This is a genomic window from Ensifer sp. R1-3 (assembly GCF_056739175.1).
The window spans coordinates 3,073,877-3,092,733 of record NZ_CP096515.1; the positions used below are offsets into that span (position 1 = coordinate 3,073,877).

Annotated in this window: 14 protein-coding genes and 2 pseudogenes; 10 read left to right on the forward strand and 6 right to left on the reverse strand. The window is 63.5% G+C overall.

What is annotated here, in order from left to right; translation table 11 throughout:
- Window positions 1-147: 147 nt before the first annotated feature.
- The 6 genes from M1D43_RS14695 to lpdA all read left to right on the forward strand — a co-directional run bounded on the left by M1D43_RS14695 (window position 148) and on the right by lpdA (window position 8,112).
- Entirely contained in the window at window positions 148-3,144 is a 2,997-nt protein-coding gene (locus M1D43_RS14695) for a 2-oxoglutarate dehydrogenase E1 component (RefSeq protein ID WP_028011346.1), read from the forward strand.
- Between the two features lie 122 nt (window positions 3,145-3,266).
- Complete coding sequence (gene odhB / locus M1D43_RS14700) at window positions 3,267-4,520, forward strand: 2-oxoglutarate dehydrogenase complex dihydrolipoyllysine-residue succinyltransferase (RefSeq protein ID WP_010970379.1); 1,254 nt, start codon at window positions 3,267-3,269, stop codon at window positions 4,518-4,520.
- Between the two features lie 255 nt (window positions 4,521-4,775).
- On the forward strand, window positions 4,776-5,420 hold the full coding sequence (locus M1D43_RS14705; RefSeq protein ID WP_003530269.1) for a LysE family transporter: 645 nt from the start codon (window positions 4,776-4,778) through the stop codon (window positions 5,418-5,420).
- A complete protein-coding gene (locus M1D43_RS14710; RefSeq protein WP_010970378.1) occupies window positions 5,420-5,920 on the forward strand; it encodes a hypothetical protein in 501 nt (166 codons plus the stop codon). Before M1D43_RS14705 ends, M1D43_RS14710 begins: the two co-directional genes overlap by 1 nt.
- The gene (locus tag M1D43_RS14715; RefSeq protein ID WP_153314814.1) at window positions 5,917-6,669 is read left to right on the forward strand and encodes an SDR family oxidoreductase; all 753 of its coding nucleotides are present in this window, start codon (window positions 5,917-5,919) and stop codon (window positions 6,667-6,669) included. The genes M1D43_RS14710 and M1D43_RS14715 overlap by 4 nt, the downstream gene beginning before the upstream one ends.
- Before the next feature lie 36 nt (window positions 6,670-6,705).
- A complete protein-coding gene (gene lpdA, locus M1D43_RS14720; protein ID WP_153314812.1) occupies window positions 6,706-8,112 on the forward strand; it encodes a dihydrolipoyl dehydrogenase in 1,407 nt (468 codons plus the stop codon).
- A gap of 363 nt (window positions 8,113-8,475) precedes the next feature.
- Here the strand turns inward: lpdA and M1D43_RS14725 are convergent, their stop codons facing one another.
- The 3 genes from M1D43_RS14725 to M1D43_RS14735 all read right to left on the reverse strand — a co-directional run bounded on the left by M1D43_RS14725 (window position 8,476) and on the right by M1D43_RS14735 (window position 11,917).
- Window positions 8,476-9,441 (reverse strand): IS110 family RNA-guided transposase, encoded by a 966-nt coding sequence (locus M1D43_RS14725; RefSeq protein WP_015007803.1) that lies wholly within the window; start codon window positions 9,439-9,441, stop codon window positions 8,476-8,478.
- A gap of 242 nt (window positions 9,442-9,683) precedes the next feature.
- Window positions 9,684-10,760, reverse strand: coding sequence for a TraB/GumN family protein (locus M1D43_RS14730; protein WP_010970375.1), 1,077 nt, complete (start codon window positions 10,758-10,760; stop codon window positions 9,684-9,686).
- A gap of 221 nt (window positions 10,761-10,981) precedes the next feature.
- Window positions 10,982-11,917: a tyrosine recombinase XerC gene (locus tag M1D43_RS14735; protein ID WP_192923390.1), complete on the reverse strand. Its 936-nt coding sequence runs from the start codon at window positions 11,915-11,917 to the stop codon at window positions 10,982-10,984.
- Between the two features lie 177 nt (window positions 11,918-12,094).
- Between M1D43_RS14735 and M1D43_RS14740 the strand changes: the two genes are divergently transcribed.
- From M1D43_RS14740 to M1D43_RS14750, 3 genes and pseudogenes are all read left to right on the forward strand, one after another.
- Window positions 12,095-13,018, forward strand: a complete 924-nt coding sequence (locus M1D43_RS14740; RefSeq protein WP_003530281.1) for a GNAT family N-acetyltransferase — start codon at window positions 12,095-12,097, stop codon at window positions 13,016-13,018.
- Window positions 13,019-13,081: 63 nt separating this feature from the next.
- Window positions 13,082-13,285, forward strand: a pseudogene (locus M1D43_RS14745) (AAA family ATPase); the annotation flags it as partial.
- A 615-nt stretch (window positions 13,286-13,900) separates the two neighbouring features.
- Window positions 13,901-14,164: pseudogene (locus M1D43_RS14750) on the forward strand (AAA family ATPase); the annotation flags it as partial.
- Between the two features lie 31 nt (window positions 14,165-14,195).
- Here the strand turns inward: M1D43_RS14750 and M1D43_RS14755 are convergent.
- Window positions 14,196-15,365, reverse strand: coding sequence for a surface lipoprotein assembly modifier (locus tag M1D43_RS14755; protein ID WP_498814002.1), 1,170 nt, complete (start codon window positions 15,363-15,365; stop codon window positions 14,196-14,198).
- Window positions 15,362-16,252, reverse strand: coding sequence for a transferrin-binding protein-like solute binding protein (locus M1D43_RS14760; protein WP_153313109.1), 891 nt, complete (start codon window positions 16,250-16,252; stop codon window positions 15,362-15,364). The genes M1D43_RS14755 and M1D43_RS14760 overlap by 4 nt, the downstream gene beginning before the upstream one ends.
- A 260-nt stretch (window positions 16,253-16,512) precedes the next feature.
- Between M1D43_RS14760 and M1D43_RS14765 the strand changes: the two genes are divergently transcribed.
- Window positions 16,513-18,042: a bifunctional helix-turn-helix transcriptional regulator/alpha/beta hydrolase gene (locus tag M1D43_RS14765; RefSeq protein ID WP_318854104.1), complete on the forward strand. Its 1,530-nt coding sequence runs from the start codon at window positions 16,513-16,515 to the stop codon at window positions 18,040-18,042.
- A gap of 80 nt (window positions 18,043-18,122) precedes the next feature.
- Here the strand turns inward: M1D43_RS14765 and fsa are convergent, their stop codons facing one another.
- On the reverse strand, window positions 18,123-18,776 hold the full coding sequence (gene fsa, locus M1D43_RS14770) for a fructose-6-phosphate aldolase (RefSeq protein ID WP_003530290.1): 654 nt from the start codon (window positions 18,774-18,776) through the stop codon (window positions 18,123-18,125).
- Window positions 18,777-18,857: the final 81 nt, after the last annotated feature.

Sequence of the window (18,857 nt, forward strand, 5' to 3'; positions counted from 1 at the left end):
GATGGCGAACAGCCGGAACCGGGCCGACGCAGCCGGAGCGACGCGCCTGACCGTTGAAAGGCGCCGATCCGGCAGAAGGCAAACATGACCGGGACAACCCGGCACACCAACTTAAGTCAGGAGGCGGGCTGAAGTCCGCGATAGACCATGACAAGGCAAGAGGCCAACGAGCAATTCCAGCTCACATCCTTTCTGGACGGCGCCAATGCCGCCTATATCGAGCAGCTCCATGCGCGCTACGAAGCGGACCCCTCATCCGTTTCGGCCGAGTGGCAGTCCTTCTTCAAGGCGCTTGCCGACCGGCCCGAAGATGTGGTGAGGGCGGCCAAGGGCGCCTCCTGGAAGAAGCAGAACTGGCCGATTCCCGCCAATGGCGAACTCGTCTCGGCCCTCGACGGCGACTGGGGCACGGTCGAAAAGGTCATCGAAAAGAAGGTGAAGGCGAAGGCAGAGGAAGCCGCAGCCGTTGCCGGCGTGGCGCTCAGCGAGGCCGAGGTGCATCAGTCGACGCGCGATTCCGTCCGCGCCATCATGATGATCCGCGCCTATCGCATGCGCGGCCACCTGCACGCCAAGCTCGACCCGCTCGGCCTTGCCGATCCGGTCGAGGATTACGACGAACTCTCCCCGAAGACCTACGGCTTCGAAGAGAAGGACTACGACCGCAAGATCTTCATAGACAACGTGCTCGGCCTCGAATATGCGACCGTGCGCGAGATGGTCGAGATCCTCGAACGGACCTATTGTTCGACGATCGGCGTCGAATTCATGCATATGTCCAACCCGGAAGAGAAGGGCTGGATACAGGAACGCATCGAAGGTCCGGACAAGGGCGTCGAATTCACCCCCGAGGGCAAGAAGGCGATCCTGCAGAAGCTCATCGAGGCGGAAGGCTTCGAGCAGTTCATCGACGTCAAGTACAAGGGCACCAAGCGCTTCGGCGTCGACGGCGGCGAATCGCTGATCCCGGCGCTCGAGCAGATCATCAAGCGCGGCGGCCAGCTCGGCCTCAAGGAGATCGTGCTGGGCATGGCGCATCGCGGCCGCCTCAACGTTCTCTCGCAGGTGATGGCAAAGCCGCACCGCGCCATCTTCCACGAGTTCAAGGGCGGCTCCTACACGCCCGATGACGTGGAAGGCTCCGGCGACGTCAAGTATCACCTGGGCGCTTCCTCGGACCGCGAGTTCGACGGCAACAAGGTCCACCTGTCGCTGACGGCGAACCCGTCGCATCTCGAGATCGTCAATCCGGTCGTCATGGGCAAGGCGCGCGCCAAGCAGGACCAGATGGCGACCGTATTCGAAGGCGACATCATTCCGCTGCGCGAACGCGTCAAGGTCATGCCGTTGATCCTGCACGGCGACGCGGCATTTGCCGGCCAGGGCGTGGTCGCCGAAATTCTCGGCCTCTCCGGCCTGCGCGGGCATCGTGTCGGCGGCACGGTGCACTTCATCATCAACAACCAGATCGGCTTCACCACAAACCCGGCCTTCTCGCGCTCCTCGCCCTATCCGTCGGACGTGGCGAAGATGATCGAGGCGCCGATCTTCCACGTGAACGGTGACGATCCGGAAGCGGTCGTCTATGCGGCCAAGGTCGCGACCGAATTCCGGATGAAGTTCCACAAGCCGGTGGTCATCGACATGTTCTGCTACCGCCGCTTCGGTCACAACGAGGGCGACGAGCCGGCGTTCACGCAGCCGAAGATGTACAAGGCGATCCGTGCGCACAGGACCGTCGTCCAGCTCTATTCGGACCGGCTGATCGCCGAGGGCCTGATCAGCGAAGGCGAAGTCGAGAAGATGAAGGCCGATTGGCGCGCCCATCTCGAACAGGAATTCGAGGCGGGCCAGTCCTACAAGCCGAACAAGGCCGACTGGCTCGACGGCGCCTGGTCGGGCCTGCGCACGGCCGACAACCAGGATGAGCAGCGCCGCGGGCGGACCTCGGTGCCGATGAAGCAGTTGAAGGAGGTCGGCCGCAAGCTGTCCGAAATTCCGGCCGGCTTCAGCGCGCACCGCACCATCCAGCGCTTCATGGAAAACCGCGCCAATATGATCCAGACCGGCGAGGGCATCGACTGGGCGATGGCGGAAGCGCTCGCCTTCGGTACGCTCGTCACCGAGGGCACCAAGATCCGCCTCTCCGGTCAGGATTGCGAGCGCGGCACCTTCTCGCAGCGCCATTCGGTTCTCTACGATCAGGAGACCGAAGAGCGATACATTCCGCTCGCCAACCTGTCGCCGACCCAGGCACGCTACGAGGTCATCAATTCGATGCTCTCGGAAGAGGCGGTGCTCGGCTTCGAATACGGCTATTCGCTCGCCCGCCCGAACGCCCTGACGCTCTGGGAAGCCCAGTTCGGCGACTTCGCCAACGGCGCGCAGGTGGTCTTCGACCAGTTCATCTCGTCGGGCGAGCGCAAGTGGCTGCGCATGTCGGGCCTCGTCTGCCTGCTGCCGCACGGCTACGAGGGCCAGGGGCCGGAGCATTCCTCCGCCCGGCTGGAACGCTTCCTGCAGCTTTGCGCGGAAGACAACATGCAGGTCGCCAACGTCACGACCCCGGCGAACTATTTCCACATCCTGCGCCGTCAGGTGAAGCGCGATTTCCGCAAGCCGCTGATCCTGATGACGCCGAAGTCGCTGCTGCGTCACAAGCGGGCGGTCTCGAGCCTGTCGGAAATGGCCGGCGAGAGCTCCTTCCATCGTCTCCTCTGGGACGATGCCGAGGTTATCAAGGACGGTCCGATCAAGCTGCAGAAGGATTCGAAGATCCGTCGCGTCGTCATGTGCTCGGGCAAGGTCTATTACGACCTTCTGGAGGAGCGCGAGAAGCGCGGCATCGACGACATCTACCTGCTGCGCGTCGAACAGCTCTATCCGTTCCCGGCCAAGGCGCTCATCAACGAGCTCAGCCGCTTCCGCAACGCGGAGATGGTCTGGTGCCAGGAAGAGCCGAAGAACATGGGCGCCTGGTCGTTCATCGATCCCTATCTGGAGTGGGTTCTTGCCCATATCGATGCCAAGTACCAGCGGGTGCGCTATACCGGCCGTCCGGCCGCCGCTTCCCCGGCGACGGGCCTGATGTCCAAGCATCTGGCACAGCTTGCCGCCTTCCTCGAGGATGCGCTGGGGGGCTGACGAAGCCCCTCACGGTCTGCCGATCGCTGGAGCACTTCCAGGAAAGTGCGTAGCGGTCTTCCGTCCGGGAGCGCGTAACTCAAAGAGCTAGAAACAGAAATCTGATCAACGGAACAAAACTCATGGCAACAGAAATCCGCGTTCCCACCCTTGGCGAATCCGTCAGCGAAGCGACCGTCGGCACCTGGTTCAAGAAGGTCGGCGACGCGATCAAGGCCGACGAGCCGATCCTCGAGCTCGAGACCGACAAGGTGACGATCGAAGTTCCGGCCCCGGCCGCCGGCACGCTCAGCGAAATCGTCGCGCAGGCGGGCGAAACCGTGGGTCTCGGCGCGCTGCTCGGGCAGATCGCCGAGGGCGCGGGTGCTGCCGCCGCTGCGCCGGCTGCGGCCGAGAAGAAGCCTGAACCTGCTGCCGCCACCGCTGCTCCGGCTGCGGCCGCACAGCCGGCCGCCGCTGCCGCGACGCAGACGTCCACGTCGATGCCGCCGGCCCCGGCCGCCGCCAAGCTCATCGCCGAGAACAATCTTTCCGCCGATCAGATCGACGGCTCGGGCAAGCGCGGCCAGGTGTTGAAGGGTGACGTGCTCGCGGCCGTCGCCAAGGGCATTTCGGCTCCGGCTGCAGCCGAACCGGCCAAGGTTCAGGCCCGCGCGCCGGCGCCGGCGGAAGATGCCGCCCGCGAAGAGCGCGTGAAGATGACCCGCCTGCGCCAGACGATCGCCCGGCGTTTGAAGGACGCGCAGAACACCGCGGCTATGCTCACCACCTATAACGAGGTGGACATGAGCGCCGTCATGAGCCTGCGCTCGAAGTACAAGGACATCTTCGAGAAGAAGCACGGCGTGAAGCTCGGCTTCATGGGCTTCTTCACCAAGGCCGTGACGCATGCGCTGAAGGAGTTGCCGGCTGTCAACGCCGAGGTCGACGGCACCGAGATCATCTACAAGAACTTCTGCCACGTCGGCGTCGCCGTCGGCACCGACAAGGGTCTCGTCGTGCCGGTCGTGCGCGATGCCGACCAGATGTCGATCGCCGAGATCGAGAAGGAAATCGGCCGTCTCGGAAAGGCAGCGCGCGACGGTACGCTGTCCATGGCCGACATGCAGGGCGGCACCTTCACCATCTCCAACGGCGGCGTCTACGGTTCGCTGATGTCCTCGCCGATCCTCAACGCTCCGCAATCGGGCATCCTCGGCATGCACAAGATCCAGGACCGCCCGGTCGCGATCGGCGGTCAGGTCGTCATCCGCCCGATGATGTATCTGGCGCTCTCCTACGATCACCGCATCGTCGACGGCAAGGAAGCGGTGACCTTCCTCGTGCGCGTCAAGGAAAGCCTCGAGGATCCGGAACGCCTGGTGCTGGATCTCTAGATCACGGTGATTTTAGGTCGGGTCGACTCAAAGTCATGAGACGCGGGATGCGGGCGGAAAACCGCACACGCTTTTCCTCATCCCGCTCCAGGGAATGGCGGGGGCCGCGTGCCCCCGTTTCCATCTCCACCGATGCCCGTGCCGGGACGCGCGTCTGACGGGCATCGACAGCCACGGAACCAGAGGTTAGGTTTCGGGGGCACGCTATGCGCGCATCCCGGACAGTTTGGGCATCGTAAGCACCGGTCGCAAAACATGATGAGCTATCTGATCGAACTCGCTTCGCTAATGGCGATCTTCACCTTCGCCATCGTTTCGCCCGGCGCCGACCTCGCCATGGTGCTGCGCCAATCGCTGGTGCACGGCCGCCGCGCGGCGGTCATCACCTCCTTCGGCATCGGCGCGTCGCTGATGTTCCACGTGACCTACACCATTCTCGGCCTCGGGCTGATCATCTCGCAGTCGATCTACCTCTTCAACATCGTCAAATGGTGCGGCGTCGCCTACCTGATCTACATCGGCATCAAGGCCCTTCGCGCCGGCCAGACGGAGATCGCGGTCGAAGAAGCGGCCGAGTCCGGCGAAGCCCGCCGGCAGCAGTCGGCGCTGAAGGCCTTCGGGCTCGGCTTTGCCGCCAACGCGCTCAATCCCAAGGCGGTCTTCTTCTTCCTGTCGATCTTTTCGACGGTCGTCAGCGCCCATACGCCGATGACGGTCAAATTCGGCTATGGCTTCGTCATGGCGAGCGCGCTGATCCTTTGGTTCGTCGGGGTCAGCCTGTTCATGACGACGCCGCGGATGCGGGCGGCCTTCACACGTGCGAGCAAATGGATCGACCGGGCGAGCGGCATGGTCTTCATCGCGCTCGGACTGAAGCTGGCGACGGAAAAGGCCGCGTGATGATCTGCGGCCGCAACGTTCTTTTCGCTTCGCTTATGCTTTCGGCAGCACCGGCGCTTGCGGACGAGTGCACCCAGGCGCAGGCGGTCTATGCCGATCCGGCCGGAACCTATGAGCTGCACTTCGAGCCCGTCGGATCGGAGGCGGCAGTCACCAGCAATCACTTCAAGGTCAGGATCGGGGACACCGGGGTTTTGCTCGATGGCGTCGTGATGCAGTCGGGCGAACCACTGCGGGCGAACGGGATCGTCATGAACGATTGCCCGACCGGCGACGTGACCGGCGCGGAACTCGAGGCCTGCACCGTCTGGCAGGGCCCGATCTATGCGGTCGACAAGGCCGGCCAGATCGGACTGCTTCAGCCGGAGGACGCGCCCGCAGCCGATCGGATCCTGCTTCCGGATTTCGGACCGTCGCTGCGCGAATCGAGCGCCTGGGGCGAAGGCAAGGGTACCACCGACAGTTCCGATGTCTTCCAGTTCAAGGGGTGTGGATCATGAGCGACGGACCCGTGCTTCTCGTCACCGGGGGCAGCCGCGGCATCGGCGCCGCGGTCGCGCTTGCCGCGGCCAGCGAAGGCTGGAGGGTCGCCGTCAACTATGCGTCCAATCGCGATGCGGCCGAGGACGTGGTCCGCCGCATCGCGGAAGCCGGCGGCACGGCCGTTTCCGTCGAGGGCAACGTGGGCAGGGAAGAGGGCGTGAGGGCGATCTTTGCCGCTGTCGACACCGCCTTCGGCCGTCTCGACGGCCTCGTCAACAATGCCGGGATCATCGGTCCGCCGCAGCGCGTAGACGAGGTTTCGCCCGAGCGGATCGAGCAGTTGTTCCGCGTCAACGTGACGGGCTCCATCCGTTGCGCCGCCGAGGCGGTGCTGCGAATGTCGGCGCGCCACGGCGGGCGGGGCGGTTCGATCGTCAATCTCTCCTCCATCGCCGCCGTGCTCGGTGCGCCCGGGCAATATGTCGACTACGCCGCCACGAAGGGCGCGATCGACAGCTTCACGGTCGGACTGGCGCGTGAAGTCGCCACCGAGGGCATACGCGTGAACGCGGTCAGGCCCGGCATCATCGATACGGAAATTCATGCCTCCGGCGGGCTGCCCGACCGCGCCCGCGACCTCGCACCCACGATCCCGATGCAGCGGCCCGGAACGGCCGGTGAGGTTGCCGATGCAATTCTCTATCTCCTGTCCGACAAGGCGACTTACGTGACGGGAACCATTCTCACCGTCAGCGGCGGGCGGTAGCCCTCCCAAGACTGTCCTCCCAAGAAGGATTATCAAATGGCCTATGATCTCATCGTTATCGGAAGCGGCCCCGGCGGCTATGTCTGCGCCATCAAGGCGGCGCAGCTCGGCATGAAGGTTGCCGTGGTCGAGAAGCGCAGCACCTATGGCGGCACATGCCTGAATATCGGCTGCATCCCCTCCAAGGCGCTGCTGCATGCTTCCGAAATGTTCCATCAGGCTCAGCACGGCCTGGAGGCGCTGGGTGTGGAGGTCGCAAACCCGAAGCTCAACCTTCAGAAGATGATGGCCCACAAGGACGCGACCGTTAAGTCCAACGTCGACGGCGTCTCCTTCCTCTTCAAGAAGAACAAGATCGATGGCTTCCAGGGCACCGGCAAGGTTCTCGGCCAGGGCAAGGTCTCGGTCACGAACGAAAAGGGTGAGGAGCAGGTGCTCGAGGCGAAGAACGTCGTCATCGCCACCGGCTCGGATGTCGCCGGCATCCCGGGCGTGGAGGTCGCGTTCGACGAAAAGACCATCGTCTCCTCGACCGGGGCGATCGCGCTCGAAAAGGTCCCCGCGAGCATGATCGTCGTCGGCGGCGGCGTCATCGGCCTCGAGCTCGGCTCGGTCTGGGCGCGCCTCGGCGCCAAGGTGACCGTGGTCGAATTCCTCGACACGATTCTCGGCGGCATGGACGGCGAAGTCGCCAAGCAGCTTCAGCGGATGCTGACCAAGCAGGGCATCGACTTCAAGCTCGGCGCCAAGGTGACGGGCGTCGTGAAATCGGGCGACGGTGCCAAGGTCACCTTCGAGCCCGTTAAGGGCGGCGAGGCCACTACGCTCGATGCCGAGGTCGTGCTCATCGCTACCGGACGCAAGCCCTCGACGGACGGCTTGGGTCTCGCCAAGGCGGGCGTCGTCCTCGATTCGCGTGGCCGCGTGGAGATCGACCGGCATTTTCAGACGAGCATTGCCGGCGTCTACGCGATCGGCGACGTGGTGCGTGGGCCGATGCTGGCGCACAAGGCCGAGGATGAAGGTGTCGCCGTGGCGGAGATCATCGCAGGTCAGGCCGGCCACGTGAACTACGACGTCATTCCGGGCGTCGTCTACACCCAGCCCGAGGTCGCCTCCGTCGGCAAGACCGAGGAAGAGCTGAAGGCTGCGGGCGTCGCCTACAAGATCGGCAAGTTCCCCTTCACCGCCAATGGCCGCGCCCGCGCCATGCTTCAGACGGACGGTTTCGTGAAGATTCTCGCGGACAAGGAGACCGACCGCGTGCTCGGCGGCCACATCATTGGCTTCGGCGCCGGCGAAATGATCCACGAGATCGCGGTGCTGATGGAATTCGGCGGATCGTCGGAGGACCTCGGCCGCACCTGCCACGCCCATCCGACGATGTCGGAGGCGGTAAAGGAAGCGGCGCTTTCCACCTTCTTCAAGCCGATCCACATGTGATTATTGGAGGGCGGCGCTGCCCCTCATCCGCCTGCCGGCACCTTCTCCCCGCAGGCGGGGAGAAGGGACAAGCGGCGCCAACTGAACCCCGCATTCACCGTCCGCCCGAGGGAGCGAGCGGGCGCGGCATATCCCTTCTCCCCGCCTGCGGGGAGAAGGTGGCGGCAGCCGGTTGAGGGGCAATCCCGACCGAGCGGGGTTGAGGCGGTTGGGTTCGCGAGGGATCCCTTTCATGAGCAGTATCCGCCGCACCGGCGCGCAAGAGATATGTGCATGCCGTAGCGTTCTGACGGGGAGAAGGGACAAGCGGCGGCGCAGCGAGTCTCCTTCGCCCCGCTCGCGGGGAGAAGCGCAACCATTAGACTAAGCGCAAGAATTTTGTTGTGGCGCGCTTTTCGTCCATGGGGTTTGGCGCTTGACGACGGTGTTGGCGAAGATGATGAGTTTGCGGACGCAGGCGATGAGCGCCGCTTTGTGGGATTTGCCTTTTGCGGTGAGACGGTCGTAGAGCTCAACCAGCGTCTCGTTCCAGCGCTGCGACGCCGGTAAGGCGGCATTGAACAGGGCCCTGCGGACGCGCGCCCGTCCGCCGGCGATATGGCGCTCGCCTTCACGCTTGCCGCTCTGGTCGTCATAAGGCGCCACGCCGGTCAGCGCGGCGATCTCCTCACGGTCGACCCTGCCGAGTTCGGGCATCAGAATGACCAGGGTGAGTGCCGTACGGATGCCGATGCCGTCGATGCTTTCGATCAGATCAAGCTTCCGGGCGAGATCGTCATGCTCGCGGACAGCGGCCTGCAACAGCGCGAGCTGGGCTTTGCAACGGCTCTTGAGCTCACCGATGGAACGATCGATCTCCTCGAGGATCCGCCTGTCGGTGAAACGCTCGCGGCGGGTCTTGAGGCAGGCTATATCGGCTTCGATCTGCTCGATGAACAGCAGCCATTCGCCAAACGCGATCAGCCGGCTATCCGGCGCATGGCATCGCGCATCCGAACGGGCAGCGCACTCGGCGATCAGCGCGGCGTCGAGCTGGTCGTTCTTGGCTCGGCGCAGCTTATAGAGGCCGAAAGCGCGCACTTGCCGCGGCTGCAGCAGGACGACCTCAAAGCCTCTCTGATGCAGATACGCAATCACGTCGCGCTCATATCCGCCGGACGCTTCGATCCCGACCCGTCCGATCCCCTGCCGCTCGAGCCAGTCAGCCAGAGTCTGCCAGCCGTCGGCGTTGTTGGGCACTTTCTGTTTGTCGCTCACCGGGTAGGTGGCGACATCAAGCCATGTCTTCCCGGTATCAATACCGGCCGCTTTCATGCTAATCTCGGTCATCCTTGTCGTCCCTGCCTTGCATACGAACCAGGTTGTTCCAGCAACCATTCGGGCCACGATGAGGAACCGACCGCGATCCTGCTTCTCCGTAACCCCCAAAGGTTCTGGTGCCGGCGATCCGACGGTCGGCGCCTTTGGCCGGGCGGCCGCCCGGCCAAAGGCATACCGAATCCTTTACAACATTTCTTATGCAAGGTGCCGGCAGGCGGATGAGAGGCATTCTCACCGCATTGACCGGCCGATCATTCCACCCGCGTTACCGTGAACCCCTGCTGACGCAGGAGTTCGACGAGGCCTTCCCTGCCGGGAAGGTGCAGCGCGCCGACGGCCATGAAGGCGCCGCCGCCCTTCAGGAGGGGCGCGGCGCGATCTGCCATGATCCTGTTGCGATCGATGATGATGCGCTGCTCGAATTCGGCGTAGCCGGCGTCGTCGGACGACAGCCCGGCGGAGACGAGTTTCATCATCGGCATGATCGTGCCCGTCTCGCCGGAGAGGTAGAGATCGGTGGTCGTCGTCATCACGTCGTCCATCGTCTTGCCGAGAGCAAGCGTTTCGATCAGCGCCTTGAGATGCAACTCGACCGGCAGCGAATCCATCGCCGATAGCTGCTCGACCAGCGTTTCGAGCCCCTTGAGCGTCTTGCCCTCCTTCACCGCGTCCTCGGCGAGCTTCTTGTCGAGGAAGGAGGCACCGGCCGCCTTGCGCGAGAATTCGCAGGCCGGCAGGGCCACGAAGCTGGCGATCATCCAGGGCTTCATCTTGGTGACGAGCGGCAGGGGGATGCCGCGCGCCTTGAGGCCGTTTTCGAGAAGCGCGCGGTCCTCCGGCTTCAGGAAGTCGTTGATCGTCTTGTCGCCGGTGAACATGGTCAGTTCGGGCTGCATCATGATCGCAGCGGTTGCCCTGTTCTGGTCGACGATCTCGTCGGATTCGACGATCACGGTCTCAGCCCTTGCGAAGGCTTCCGTCGCGCCGCCGGGCATCGCCAGTACGCGAGGATCGGTGACATGCATGGTGCCGAGCAGAAAGGAGGGCGCCTGTCCGTGGCCTTCGATTTTCCAAAGCAGGCCCTTTCCGTTGGGCACCGCCGCCGCTTCCGCGCGCAGCGCCGCCAGGCGGGCCGGGTCCGAGAGTTCGAGGCCGGTCAAGATGTTGCTGCCGGCGCAATCGACTTCTTCCGCGCGTGCATCCGACACATAGAGCAGGGCGGCAAGGAGGCTTGCTGCCGTCAGTGCATTCAACATCGCGATCAGCCACAGCAGGCCGTCTGCCGCCTTGGCCGCCAGATCGCGGACCGGTCCGGTGAAAGTGTTCATGGGTGCCCCCCGCATTTAGAGCATGTCAGCGTTTCATTGAAACGCAGATGCGCTCTAACTCTTTGAAGCTGCGCACTTCCGGACGGAAAACCGCTGCACACTTTTCCTGGAAGCGCTCTGGCGGAACCCTACTCCCCCGCGGTCACGGGTTCCTTAACGCGCTTGGTTAACCGTCAAGCACGTCGGATTTTGGGCACGTCGGATTTTGGGCGCGTCGGATTTTAGGCGCGCGGGTGGGCACGGTCGTAGATTTCCAGGAGCCGCGCCGAATCGACGCCGGTATAGACCTGCGTCGTCGACAGGCTGGCATGGCCGAGCAGTTCCTGGATGGTGCGGAGATCCCCTCCGCCTGCCAGAAGATGCGTCGCGAAAGAGTGGCGCAGCGCGTGCGGCGTCGCCGAATCCGGCAGGCCGAGTGCGGCGCGCAGCTTCTGCATCTCGCGCTGGATGATCGCCGGCTGGAGCTTCGCGCCGCGAGCGCCGCGGAAAATCGGCTCTTCGGGTTCGACATGGTAGGGGCAGAGCTTCCGATAGGTCTCGACCGCTTCCGCGGCGGCCGCGATCATCGGCACGATCCGTGTCTTGCCGCCCTTTCCGGTGACCCTGAGCGACGTGACCGGTCCTGAGAAATCGGCAGGGGTCAGGTCCAGCGCCTCCGCTATCCGCAGGCCGCAGCCATAGAGCAATGTCAGCACTGCGGCGTTGCGCGCCGCGATCCAGGGTTCCTCGGCCAGTTGCGCGTCCGCCGTGACGACCTTCAGGGCCTCCCGGTCGGTCAATGCCTTGGGGAGGGACTTCGGCTGCTTCGGGGACCGCACCGCCCCTGCGCCCGCCGCATTGGCGAGCCCGTTTCTCTCGAGATAGCGCAGGAAGGAACGCAGACCTGCCAGCCCGCGGCCGAGCGTGCGCGCGCCGGCCCCGCCCTTGCGGCGCTGCGCCAGGAAGCCGCGCAGATCCGCCGGGCGCAGGGCGCGAATATCCGAGAGCCGCGGCGGCCCCGCGAGGTGCCCGGTCAGGAACGTCAGGAACTGCCGCGTGTCGCGCTCATAGGCGTCGACCGTCTTTTCGGACAACCGGCGTTCCTCGGCGAGGCTCGCAAGCCAGCGCCTTCGTTCCGCCATCACTTCCGGATGGCCTATCGCAAGAAGTTCGTTCATCATCGGGCCCGGCGGGTTCATCAGCGCGGTGAGCTCGCTGATCCAGGCTCGGAGCATCGCATCGGGCGTGTTATGTTTTTCCTAACGTGCTGAAGTTTGCTGCGGCGGCCCCTTGGAATTTGTCATTGTTCGATCATATTGAACTGCAATGTTCGGCCAGCAACAGCGGATGGGACAATGTCGAGACGTGATTCGGCGAGCGCTCTGGCGCATTTTGCAGAGGCGGTTGCGCTGGTCTCGCAAGGGCGTCCCGGCCATATCGTCGATACGCTGATAGCGGAGCGCGGCCAGAAGATCGTCCGCCATCCCCTGTGGCCCGCAATGCGGCCCTTTCTCTACACGCTGCTCAACTACCGCAAGGCGATCGAGTTCGCCAATGCCGTCGCCAATATGCCGGGCTTCCAGGCCTTCGAGCATCTGAGTTCGCTTCTCGATCTCGAGATCCGCGCCGACAAGCCGGAGCGTATTCCCGAGAAGGGCGGGTTCCTGCTCGTCAGCAATCACCCGACGGGGATCGCCGACGGCATCGCCGTCTTCGATCTCCTGAAGAGCCGGCGGCCGGACATGATGTTCTTTGCGAACCGCGACGCGATCCGCGTCAATCCGCGTTTCGTCGAGATGGTCATCCCGGTCGAATGGCGGGAGGAGTACAAGTCGAAGCTGAAGGCGCGCGAAACGCTGCAGGTCACGAACAGGGCAATCGAGGAGGGCAAGGCGACCGTGCTCTTCCCCTCCGGCCGCATCGCCTATTGGGCCGAGGGACGCCTCAACGAGCGTCCCTGGAAGAGCTCGGCGGTCGGCTTCGCACGCAAATACGGCCTGCCGATCCTGCCGGTGCATATGAGCGCGCGCAATTCCGGCCTCTTCTACTGGTTCGCCAAATGGTCGACGGAACTGCGCGACATGACGGTGTTCCACGAACTCCTGAACAAGAAGGGCGACCGCTTCGACTTCCGGATCGGCAATCTCATTCCGGCGGACGCGCTCGACGGCGATCCGATGGAAGTGACACGTGCGCTGGAACGTCATACGGTACACGCACTGGCTGCCGACAGCGACGCGGCGTTCGAGCTGTCTGCCAGGGCGGTTGTAGCGGGCTAAGCCGTCACCATGATGCTTCGCTCGATGTTCGCCGAGAACTACCGGTCGCTGCGCTCGATCCGTATGGATTTGGCCGGCGTCAATCTGTTCATCGGAGAGAACGGCGTCGGGAAGTCCAACCTCTATCGTGCCCTGCAGCTGGTTCAGGCTGCCGTGCGAGGCCATCTCGCCCGCGAGATCGCCGAAGAAGGCGGCATGGTGTCCGCTATCTGGAGCGGCCCGCAACGCGTCGGCAAGCCGGCGCGTATTCGCCTGGACGCCGAACTGATCGACGAGGAGCGAGCGATCACCTTCCGCTACCGGATCGAGGCGGGGTTCCGCCCGCCAAAAGCGGCGGCGGGTTTCGCTCATGAGCCGCAGGTCAAGGAGGAGGAGCTCACGATCGAGACGGGCCGGCGCCCGGTTCCGGTGATGAAGCGTATCGGCCCCGGTATCTTCGTGCGCGGAGAGGGTGGCCGGATGGTTGACTATCCGGAACAGGCGATGACATCGGAAACGGCCATTTCGTTGCTCGGCGATGCCGGCCACTATCCGGAGATCGGGGACTTCCGCCGGGCGGTCGACCAATGGCGGTTCTTTCACGGCTTTCGCACCGACCGCGAATCGCCGCTGCGAATGCCCTGTCTCGCGATCACCGCGCCGCTGCTGGACGAGACCGGCTTCAACATGGCCGCCGTCTTCGCGACGCTTCGGCACACGAGACAGGATACGGTCGATCTCGATCGCGCGATTGCCGACGCCTTTGCAGGCGCCCGTCTCGCGGTTCCTGAACCTGGTCAATACGCCGATTTCTCCTTGGTCTTTCCTGACTTTCCGCACCGGTTGTTTTCGCCCCGCGAGCTTTCGGACGGGCAGATGCGCTTCCTGGCGCTGGCGGCTGCGCTTTTATCCTATCGCCGTCCCAGGTTCATCGCGCTGAACGAACCGGAGACCAGTCTTCATCCCGATATGCTGCCGGCCCTGGCCGCCATGGTCGCCAGCGCCGCGCGCGAAAGCCAGATCTGGATCGTCACCCATTCCGAAAGACTGGCGGCACTCGTTCAGGAGCGGTGCGGCGTCCGGGCCCGCCGGGTGATCCGCAGGGACGGGGCCACCTGGATCGAGGGTATGCGGCTTACCGGCATGATCGACGAGGAAGACGAATAAGGACGCCCCTTCATCCGCCGTGCGGACGCCGTCAGAAAAGCTTGCGCAAATTCACATAGCCGCCAAACTGATCATAATCGTAGATGCCGACATTACTGCTGCGCTTCTCATAGAAGACGCTCACCTCCGGGCGGATACCGTTCCACTCCAGCCGTTCGGCCGACAGAGCTATCTCGGGCCTTACCGTTGCATCTCTACGCCGGTTGCCCCAGAAGGGGCTGTATTCGGCGAAACGCGTTTGCTTCCAGCTCACTTGCGGCGTCAGCTGTATGTCGGCGACACTGAAATTGACGCCGAAATCGACCTTTGTCGAAATATAGCTGTAGTAATCGTTCCGACTGTTGAGCGTTTCTGCCGACAACTTGCCGAACACGGTCGCGTTTGGCTGGAATGTCCAGTCCCCGAAAACATAGGCTCGGTGGAATGGTCCGGAGACGTCGGCCTCTCGCGAAAACATGTATCCGGCCTGGCCGCCAAGCCCGGCACCCGCCGTGTCGGAAAGCCGGAAGCGTTTCCACGATTCGATGGTGGGCAGCACATAGGAGTTCGGCCGGGCGATGCCGGTATCGAGGTTCGCTTGGACGAAGAGGCCGGGCAGGGTCGTGATCTGCTTGCCGACTGCAAGCTGAAGATGGCCCGCTCGCAGCTCGTCGTCCTCGAAGAGCCTCGCCGACAGTTGGAACTTTGTCAGGTAACCGTTCTGCCAGAGTTTCTCGGCGGAAAACCACGGTTCTATCCCGTAGGACACTTCTTTCCGGGCCGGCGGTTGATACTCCAGCGGAATGCCGTTGAAATAGACCGTGCCGCCCTCCCCAACCTTGGACGGGTTGCTGTCCGTAATGATTCTGGCGCCATAACGGATGCGCAGCACGCGCAGTTCAGCCTGCTCGATAAAGGGAAGAATGTTGCGCCGAACCTTTTGTGGCGTGGCTTTTTCCAGATAGACCTGCCGAAACAATGCAAGCGCACCGGCATTGTCGCCGGTGCGCAGGAGTAACCGCGCCAGTTCGAGTTTGATACGGGGTGCCGCCGTCTCAGTTACAAGGAGGCGGAGGCTTCGTATCGCGCTGTCCGGCCGACCGGCGCCGGCTTCGGCCAGGGCTTGCTTGAACCTGGCGTCGATCTCGGCAGGCGTGGCGGCGGCCGAGTTCGTCGCCACGCCTGCGATGAGCATCCCGGCCATGAACCCGATGCGAATCATGGCTGCTTGACGGTGCCGTAGCCGCCAACCATCGTCGCGTTGTTTCCCTTCAAGTCGAAGGTGCCGCCGACTTCTTGAGCGCCCGATCCGTAGAAGCGGCCGTCTGCCGTGCCGGACATCGACTGGTCGGCAGTAGCGATATTGCCGGAGAGACCGCCGGCTGCGATATCGAGCTTGCCGGACATGTCGAGGTTGGCAGCCGTGCCGCCCGCTTCGAGCCTGGTGTTGTTGGTCCTGAACCTGGCCGTATTGTCGCCGAAGTCGACATCCAATGCGGCGTCCGCGCTCATGACGTCATAGCCGACCGTGTCGACGTAGATGCCGCCCGCCGTTCCTTTGAACGTCGCGGTTGAACTGGTGGGAACATCCGCCTTGGCCGTTTCGCTGCCGAGGCTGAAGGCCCCCAAACGGCCGCCCTTTTCGTCGACCCAGCCGCCATAGGTCTGATAGGCGAACCCGTTCTTTTCCGGATCGGCGAAACCGATGCTGCCGCTGTCGTCCTCGGCGCTGGCGATCACAAGCTTTCCGTTTTGGGAATAGGCGAGCTCGGAATTGGTGTGGTCCCAGGTTTTCGTCGTGGTCGCCGTCTTCAAGGTAGTCGAGCTGATGTCGCCACTCGTCGCGTCCCTCGCCAACTCCGCTTCCAAAGGAGCGGAAGCGCCAAACGCGGAGACGGCACCGCTTTTCGTAACGGTGGCTTCCCGGCCGTTTCCTTTTAAAGTCGTGGTCTTGCCCGTTTCGAGCGGAAACTTCGTGAAGTTGGTCGTCCCGCCTGGAACGCCTGAACCGCCTGGACCGCCTGGACCGCCGGAGCCTCCTCCGCAGCCGGCCAGTGCCAGTGACGCTGCCAACAGAACCGAAAATCTGACTGTAACCGAAGAATTCATTCCAGTGCCCCTCAATGTGTTGCCTATTCCTGTAGTATTACCTCCAATCAAGGAGGCAAAACTGCAATAGAGAATGCCCTTTCCGATCGGCGCATGCCGAAATTGCACTTTGGTGTTTCTACCGGGCTAATTTGTTCTCTCTGGAGAGAAACTTAGCTATACGGACCTTACGGGCGGGTCCTGTTGAGGCAATCACCCAAATGGGTGAGTGCTTGATTTTGTTGCCGGGCCTATGGGTTGGCAGACACGGGAGGGGCGAAGTGGACGACGCGGCATCGGAAGAACTGACGGAAGCACTGGCGCATGCATTGGGTACGCTGCAGGATGGGCTGACCGGTTCCTTCCTGAAGAGCGTGGGGTCCGGGCGGAGCGATCCGGGCGATCCGGCCGGGGCATGGCAGATCATCGATTGCCAGCTTACCGGCCGCGTTCCGCATCCGCTGAAACAGGCAGACCGGGACAGCGCGCTGTGGCGGGACCTCACCCATGCGCTGAACCGGCAAGGGGAACTGCGCGGCGGGATTCTTCTCGACGATGGCCTGGCGCTGTTCGTGCCCGGCGGCAGCGAACGTCCTGCCCGCCTCATCGTCTTGAGGGATTCAACCCTTTTCGATGCCGCGGGCGAGGTTACCGGTGGCCTGACGCTCTACCCTTCGGAGCAACGCCTCCTGAAGCAACTTGTCTGCGGTTTCAACCTGGCCGCGGCCGCGACTCTCGATGGTGTCAGCCATGAGACGAAGCGCTCGCAGTTCAAGTCTCTCGCCCGCAAGCTTGGCGGCGGTTCGCAGGCGGAGATCGCCGGCAGGGCGCTCTCGCGCGTCTTCCTCGAGATTGCTTCGTTTTCCGGTACGGGCGTATCGCAGGACGACTACTTCGACGATCTGCTGCGGGAGTTCGCGCCCGGAGCGCGGACCTTGCGCCTGCGCAGCCGGGCCGGTCGGAGCCACCGCTTCGTGGAGATAGGGCCGATCGGTGGGCGGCCCGTCGTGATGCTGCATCCCATGGTTCTGCCTGACTTCAGGAACGGGGATCTCGGGGCGCTCGATACCCTCGCCCTGCGCCTGATCGTCCCGTTGCGCCATGGCGCGATGTCGCAGGAAACGGTTGCACTGGGAGTCTCCGCTCATCTCGACCACGCCTGTGAGGGGATTGATCTCGCTCGCAGGCATTTCTGCGGCGAGCAGGCAGATATCATGGCCTGCATCAGCGGAACGGCCTATGGATTGGAATATGCCCGCCGTCATCCCGATCGCGTTGCTTCCTTGGCTTTCGTGGGCGCCACCGTGAAGCCGACGACATCGCGTACCACGGCGGGGCGGCTGCGGTCCGGCCTGTTCACTCTCTCGATGAACCAATGGCACGTCTACTCACGGCTCATGGATTTCTATGTGCGGCGCATCCGTCGGCCGGAAACGCTGAAACAGCTGCTCTTAAGCGTTTATCGACCCAACCTGGCCGATGTGGCCATCATCGGTGCCGAATATGGAGCGCCCTTCGGCGGCGAACGGCTGCGCAAGTTCTTCACCTCGTCGGTGCAATCGATCAAGCACGACTTCTATCATCAAGCCTTACCCGACTGGAGCGGTTTCCCGGCACCGGGCTGCCGTACGATCTTTCTTCACGGTGCGCAGGATTTCATACACTCCGCCACTGACGTGCGCTCCCTGGCGCAATCGCTGGGCGGCCTTCCGGTCGTAACGCTGCCCAATGCCGGGCAGTTGCTCTACCATGATCACTTCGAGGCAGTGATTGGCCTCTATCGCGGATTTCTCGAACATCGGCTGGAATGAGGGCTTTCGCGGTCAGCAAACGGGCGAAACGAAAGGGCCCCGCATCGCTGCGAGGCCCCTTCCACTCCATGCCATTAAAGTCAGGCGATCTTCTGGCCGGTCTTGGCCCAATCGGCGAGGAACATTTCGAGGCCCTTGTCGGTCAGCGGGTGCTTGACCAAGGCCTTCAGCGTTGCCGGCGGCGCGGTGACGACGTCGGCGCCGATGAGGGCGGCTTCCTTCACGTGGTTGACCGTGCGCACCGAGGCGGCGAGGATCTCGGTCTCGTAGCCGTAATTGTCGAATATCTGGCGGATTTCGCGGATCAGGTCCATGCCGTCGACGGCGATATCGTCGAGGCGGCCGATGAAGGGCGAGACGAAGGTCGCGCCGGCCTTGGCGGCGAGCAGCGCCTGGTTTGCCGAGAAGCACAGCGTCACGTTGGTCTGGTGGCCGTCCGAGGTCAGCGCCTTGCAGGCCTTGAGGCCGTCGAGCGTCAGCGGCAGCTTGATGCAGATGTTGTCGGCGATCTTCGAAAGTGCGGCCGCTTCCTTCATCATCGCGCTGTATTCGGTCGCGGTCACTTCGGCCGACACCGGTCCTTCGACGATCGAGCAGATTTCCTTGGTAACCTCGACGATGTCGCGGCCCGCCTTGAGGATCAATGACGGATTGGTGGTGACGCCGTCGAGCAGGCCGAGATCGTTCAGTTCCCGGATGTCCTTCACATCGGCGGTATCAACGAAAAATTTCATCGGAGTCTTCCTTTGGCACTCAGCCGTTTCGGGCGCATCTCCGCAGCAGGAAATTCCATGGCGGATATCGCGCGCGTTGAA

Bases quoted from the DNA above. Each gene is read 5' to 3' on its own strand.
- M1D43_RS14695 (WP_028011346.1), top strand. From the start codon at position 148: ATGACAAGGCAAGAGGCCAACGAGCAATTCCAGCTCACATCCTTTCTG.
- odhB (WP_010970379.1), top strand. From the start codon at position 3,267: ATGGCAACAGAAATCCGCGTTCCCACCCTTGGCGAATCCGTCAGCGAA.
- M1D43_RS14705 (WP_003530269.1), top strand. From the start codon at position 4,776: ATGATGAGCTATCTGATCGAACTCGCTTCGCTAATGGCGATCTTCACC.
- M1D43_RS14710 (WP_010970378.1), top strand. From the start codon at position 5,420: ATGATCTGCGGCCGCAACGTTCTTTTCGCTTCGCTTATGCTTTCGGCA.
- M1D43_RS14715 (WP_153314814.1), top strand. From the start codon at position 5,917: ATGAGCGACGGACCCGTGCTTCTCGTCACCGGGGGCAGCCGCGGCATC.
- lpdA (WP_153314812.1), top strand. From the start codon at position 6,706: ATGGCCTATGATCTCATCGTTATCGGAAGCGGCCCCGGCGGCTATGTC.
- M1D43_RS14725 (WP_015007803.1), bottom strand. From the start codon at position 9,441: ATGACCGAGATTAGCATGAAAGCGGCCGGTATTGATACCGGGAAGACA.
- M1D43_RS14730 (WP_010970375.1), bottom strand. From the start codon at position 10,760: ATGAACACTTTCACCGGACCGGTCCGCGATCTGGCGGCCAAGGCGGCA.
- M1D43_RS14735 (WP_192923390.1), bottom strand. From the start codon at position 11,917: ATGAACGAACTTCTTGCGATAGGCCATCCGGAAGTGATGGCGGAACGA.
- M1D43_RS14740 (WP_003530281.1), top strand. From the start codon at position 12,095: ATGTCGAGACGTGATTCGGCGAGCGCTCTGGCGCATTTTGCAGAGGCG.
- M1D43_RS14755 (WP_498814002.1), bottom strand. From the start codon at position 15,365: ATGATTCGCATCGGGTTCATGGCCGGGATGCTCATCGCAGGCGTGGCG.
- M1D43_RS14760 (WP_153313109.1), bottom strand. From the start codon at position 16,252: ATGAATTCTTCGGTTACAGTCAGATTTTCGGTTCTGTTGGCAGCGTCA.
- fsa (WP_003530290.1), bottom strand. From the start codon at position 18,776: ATGAAATTTTTCGTTGATACCGCCGATGTGAAGGACATCCGGGAACTG.